Here is a 5,063-nt window from a genome sequence, read left to right as displayed (position 1 = left end):
CGCGAGCCTTTGCCGGTGACGCCAAGGTGGTGGTGGCCGACGAGCCGGTCTCGGCATTGGACGTGTCGGTGCAGGCGGCGGTGACCGAACTGCTGATGGACATCCAGCGCAAGAACAAGACGACGATGCTGTTTATCAGCCACGATCTGTCCGTCGTTCGCTACATCGCCGACCGCGTCGTCGTCATGTATCTCGGCTATATCGTCGAGCAAGGCACGACCGACCAGATCTTCGCACCGCCCTATCATCCCTATACCGAGGCGCTGCTGTCGGCGATCCCGATCGCCGACACGAGTGTCGTGAAGAAGCACATCGTGCTGGAAGGCGACATCCCGTCGGCGATGAACCCGCCATCCGGGTGTCCGTTCCAGACCCGTTGCGGCTACAAGAAGCTGGTGCCGGACAATCTCTGCGAGACCAAGGTGCCGCCGGTCAAGCATCTCGGCGACGGTCATATGAGCCTGTGCTGGCTCTCCGACGACGTGCTGGCCAAGATGGAGCCCGTGATCAAGTTCGACAAGGAACACGCCGCGCACGAAGGTATGCCGGACGACGCGCCGCATGGCGATGGCCCCGGTTTTGCTGGCACGCCACCAAAGCGTCCGCGCGGCAAAAGGCCGAGCTGACAGTCCGAAGATCGAGATCAACGATGCGGCAAGCTCAGTTCCCGCACTCGCTCAACTGCTGGGCATAGTCCCGCGCCATCTTGTCGGTGGCCCGGGCATAGCCCTGCACACCGGCATCGCCCCTGTTGCCGCGGCCATAGGCGGTCCAGCCGAGATAGTAGGCAAGGTAGAGATTGTAGGTGTCGTTGCGGGCGACGCCGTAGGTGTCAGATGTCTTGGAATGATACCAGCCGACGAAATCGACCGCATCGGCGAATTTCGTCCGCCGCGCCGCCCAGTTGCCGGTCTCGCGCTGATATTGCGACCAGGTGCCGTCCAGCGCCTGCGAGAAGCCGGTGGCCGTGGAGACGTGCTTCCACGGAATGAAGCCGAGCAGCTTGGTACGCGGCGGCCTTGCATTGCTCTTGAAGCCCGATTCCTTGCGCACCGTCGCCATCAGTACGGGAACGGGAATGCCATATTTCTGTTGGGTGCGCTCGGCGGCAGACTGCCAGTTGTCGAACCAGCCGTCATTCTGGTCGAAGACGGCGCAGACATTGTTGATGTGATTGGGCGGCGTGGCGCAGGCCGAAAGCGCCAGCAGCACGCAAACCGCACCAATTTTACTAAAACTCGAACTACGCATCGGCAGAGCAATAGGCCGAAATCATAAAGGGAATCTTGCAGCGTCCATTAACGCTTCGCCCGAGCGGTCGCTCGAGGAAATCCCATATCAACAATCCGACATATTTCGTCGTATTCTATAAATGGATACTGCGGAAATGCCGCCGTGGCTAAAATCACGCCCGCAAACGGCGTATTTATGACAGCTTGCCTGGTTTGCCGGGGCTTTGATGCCAGGCATGAACGAACCAAGACGCAAACGCGGCGCCGAGCGCACCAGCAATCGGGGGCCATCGGCCATTCCGCAACTGCCGCTCAGGCGGGTGACCAATCCCTATCCGCCAATGGCCATGCTGTCGCCCGATCAGATCGAGCAGATCCATCAGGCGTCGATGCACATATTGGAGAATTTCGGCATCGAGGTGATGAGTCCGCGCGCGCTGTCGCTGTTCGAGAAGGCCGGCGCCAGGGTCGATCATGCCTCAGCGAATGTCCGCATCGATCGCGGCCTGATCGAAGACGTGCTGAAGACCACGCAGCCCAGCTATGTGTTGACGCCGCGCAACCCGGCCAACGCGGTTCATCTGGGCGGCAACACCATCAATTTCACCCTCGTTGCCGGGCCGCCCAATGTCCATGACATGGAGCGCGGCCGCCGCGCCGGCAATTTGCGCGACTATTCGGATCTCACACGGCTGGCGCAGCATTTCAACTGCATCCACATGCTGGGCAACCAGGTCTGCGCGCCGGTGGAGCTGCCGGCAAACTCTCGCCATCTCGACACTTATTTCACCAATCTGACGCTGACCGACAAGAGTTTCCATGTCTCGGCGATCGGCCGGGGCAGGGCATTGGACGGCATCGAGATGATGGCGATTTCGCGTGGGCTGACGCTCGACCAGATGCGCGACGATCCCGGTATCACCACCATCATCTCGGTCAACTCCCCGCGCCGCTTCGACGAGATGATGGCCGAAGGCCTGATGACCATGGCCGAGTTCGGCCAGTCGGTGGCGGTGACGCCGTTCACGCTGATGGGGGCGATGAGCCCGGTGACGCTGGCCGGGGCGCTGGCGCAGCAGAATGCCGAGGCGCTGTTCGGCGTCGTGCTGACGCAGCTTGTCCGTCCGGGCGCGCCGGTCATGTATGGCGCCTTCACCTCCAATGTCGACATGAAGTCGGGCGCGCCGGCCTTCGGCACGCCCGAGAACACCAAGGCCAACATTGCGTCAGGGCAACTGGCGCGGCGCTACGGGCTGCCCTACCGCACGACGCCGGGCTCGGCTTCCAATGCCGCCGACGCGCAGGGCGCCTATGAGACGCTGATGGCACTGTGGGGGGCGGTGCTCGGCCACGGCAACCTCGTCTACCACGCCGCCGGCTGGCAGGAGGGCGGGCTGACGGCGTCGTTCGAAAAACTCATCATCGATGTCGAGATGATCCAGCATATGATGGAGTTCTTGCGCCCGATCGAAGTCAATGAGGCGGAACTCGCCGTCGAGGCTTTGGGTGCGGTGCCAACCGGTGGGCATTTCTTCGGCGAGCCGCACACGCTGGAGCGCTACGCCACTGCCTTCTACCAGCCGATGCTGTCCAACTGGCAGAATTACGAAGCCTGGCAGGAAGCCGGCGGCCTCGACGCCACGGCACGCGCAACGCGGCTGTGGAAGAAAGCGCTGGAGGACTATGTCGAGCCGGTGATGGATATCGCCGTGCGCGAGGCGCTAGAGGCTTACATGGCCAGGCGCAAGGAAGCGATCGGGCAGGGCGAGCCGTGATCGTTCCCAGCTTGAATCCATTCACCCATTCAACTCACTGATATCAGAGAAAAAATCCATGAAATCGCATGCAAAGGTCGTGGTCATTGGCGGTGGCGTCGTCGGATGCTCCGTGTTGTTCCATCTCGCCCGCCACGGCTGGACCGATGTTGTCCTGCTCGAGCGCGACGAGCTGACCTCAGGCTCGACCTGGCACGCGGCCGGGGGCATGCACACCATCAATGGCGACCCCAACGTCGCCAAGCTGCAGAAATACACGATCAATCTCTACAAGGAGATCGAGGAGCTTTCCGGCCAGGCGACCGGCGTGCATCTGACCGGTGGCGTGCTTCTGGCAGCGACCGAGGCGCGGCTCGACTGGCTGCGCGGCGTCGTCGCCAAGGGCCGCTATCTCGGCATCGAGCTCGAGGAGATCTCGCCCAACGAAGCGGCCGAACTGATGCCGCTGCTCGATCCCAAGCAGTTCGTCGGCGCGGTCAGGAACAAAGAGGACGGCCATCTCGATCCCTCCGGCGTCACCCACGCCTATGCCAAGGCCGCGCGGAAACTTGGGGCGGAAGTGGAGCGTTTCACCAAGGTCGAGGACATCGTGCGGCGCCCTGACGGACTGTGGCGGGTCATCACCAACAAGGGCGAGGTGGTGGCCGAGCATGTCGTCAACGCCGGCGGCCTGTGGGCGCGCGAGGTCGGCCGCATGGTCGGCCTCGAACTGCCGGTGCTGGCCATGGAGCACATGTACCTGATCACCGAGGATATGCCGGAGGTCGCCGCCTGGAACGCCAAGACCGGCACCGAGATCATCCACGCGGTCGACTTCGACGGCGAGCTTTACCTGCGCCAGGAGCGCGGCGGCATGCTGATGGGCACTTACGAAAAGGCCAACAAGCCATGGTCCGAATACCAGACGCCATGGAATTTCGGCCATGAATTGCTGGCGCCCGACATCGACCGCATCGCGCCGTCGCTTGAGGTCGGCTTCCGCCATTTCCCGGCCTTCCAGAACACGGGCATCAAGCAGATCATCAACGGGCCTTTCACCTTCGCGCCCGACGGCAACCCATTGGTCGGGCCGGTGCGCGGGCTGCCGGGCTTCTGGGTCGCCTGCGGTGTCATGGCCGGGTTTTCGCAAGGCGGCGGCGTCGGCCTCGCTTTGTCGAACTGGATGATCGAGGGCGATCCCGGCGCCGACATCTGGGCGATGGATGTCGCGCGCTACGGCGACTGGGCGACGATGGCCTATACCAACGCCAAGGTGCGCGAGAATTATTCCAGGCGCTTTTCGATCCGCTTCCCCAATGAGGAGCTGCCCGCCGGGCGGCCGCTGAAGACGACGCCGGTCTACGACCTGCTGTCGGCCAAGGGTGCGCAATGGGGCGTTGCCTATGGGCTGGAAGTGCCGCTGTGGTACGCGCCGGAAGGCGTCAAGGACGAATTCTCCTGGCGCCGCTCGAGCGATTTCACGCAGGTCGCCAAGGAGGTCGCCACAGTTCGCGACGGTGTCGGCCTGTCGGAGATTTCGAGCTTCGCCAAATACAAGGTGACGGGTGAGGGAGCGGCCGCCTGGCTCGACCGGATGCTTGCCTGCAAACTGCCCAAGCCCGGCCGCATGACGCTGGCGCCGATGCTGAAGGAAGACGGCAGACTGATCGGCGATTTCACCCTCGCCAATCTCGGAAGTGAGGGCTGGTTCCTCGCCGGCTCCGGCATCGCCGAGCAATACCATATGCGCTGGTTCGAGAAGCACCTGCCTGACGATGGGTCGGTCCGCATCGAGTCGCTGGGCGCGAAGCTCACCGGTCTGTCGATCGCCGGCCCGAAGGCGCGGGATGTGCTGGCAAAGGCGACGCGCTCGGATGTCTCCAACGCGGCCTTTTCCTTCATGGCCATTGGCCGGATGGATATCGGCATGGCGCCGTGCCTGGTCGGCCGTGTGAGCTATACCGGCGATCTCGGCTACGAGATCTGGGTGGCGCCGGAATACCAGCGCGTCGCCTATCAAGCGCTGATGGCGGCGGGCGGGGAATTCGGCATCGGCCTGTGCGGCTCGCGCGCGCTC

At 63.2% G+C, this 5,063-nt stretch carries 4 protein-coding genes; 3 read left to right on the top strand and 1 reads right to left on the bottom strand.

The annotated features are described in order from the left end of the window. Positions 1–626: ABC transporter ATP-binding protein (locus EN969_RS16175; RefSeq protein ID WP_164758292.1), on the top strand; the 626-nt coding region annotated here is incomplete at its 5' end. Between the two features lie 34 nt (positions 627–660). Here the strand turns inward: EN969_RS16175 and EN969_RS16170 are convergent. Then, positions 661–1,251: a transglycosylase SLT domain-containing protein gene (locus EN969_RS16170; protein ID WP_013530886.1), complete on the bottom strand. Its 591-nt coding sequence runs from the start codon at positions 1,249–1,251 to the stop codon at positions 661–663. A 217-nt stretch (positions 1,252–1,468) separates the two neighbouring features. On the opposite strand from EN969_RS16170, the gene EN969_RS16165 reads away from it, so the two are divergent. Together EN969_RS16165 and EN969_RS16160 are read left to right on the top strand one after the other, a co-directional pair. After that, positions 1,469–3,007 (top strand): trimethylamine methyltransferase family protein, encoded by a 1,539-nt coding sequence (locus tag EN969_RS16165; protein ID WP_024501515.1) that lies wholly within the window; start codon positions 1,469–1,471, stop codon positions 3,005–3,007. Between the two features lie 58 nt (positions 3,008–3,065). Continuing rightward, positions 3,066–5,063: FAD-dependent oxidoreductase (locus EN969_RS16160; protein ID WP_164758291.1), on the top strand; the 1,998-nt coding region annotated here is incomplete at its 3' end.

Origin of the sequence: Mesorhizobium sp. M7A.F.Ca.CA.003.01.2.1, assembly GCF_003998945.1 — a bacterium.
GTDB lineage: Bacteria > Pseudomonadota > Alphaproteobacteria > Rhizobiales > Rhizobiaceae > Mesorhizobium > Mesorhizobium ciceri.
This window is presented reverse-complemented; position numbering and strand designations above follow the sequence as displayed.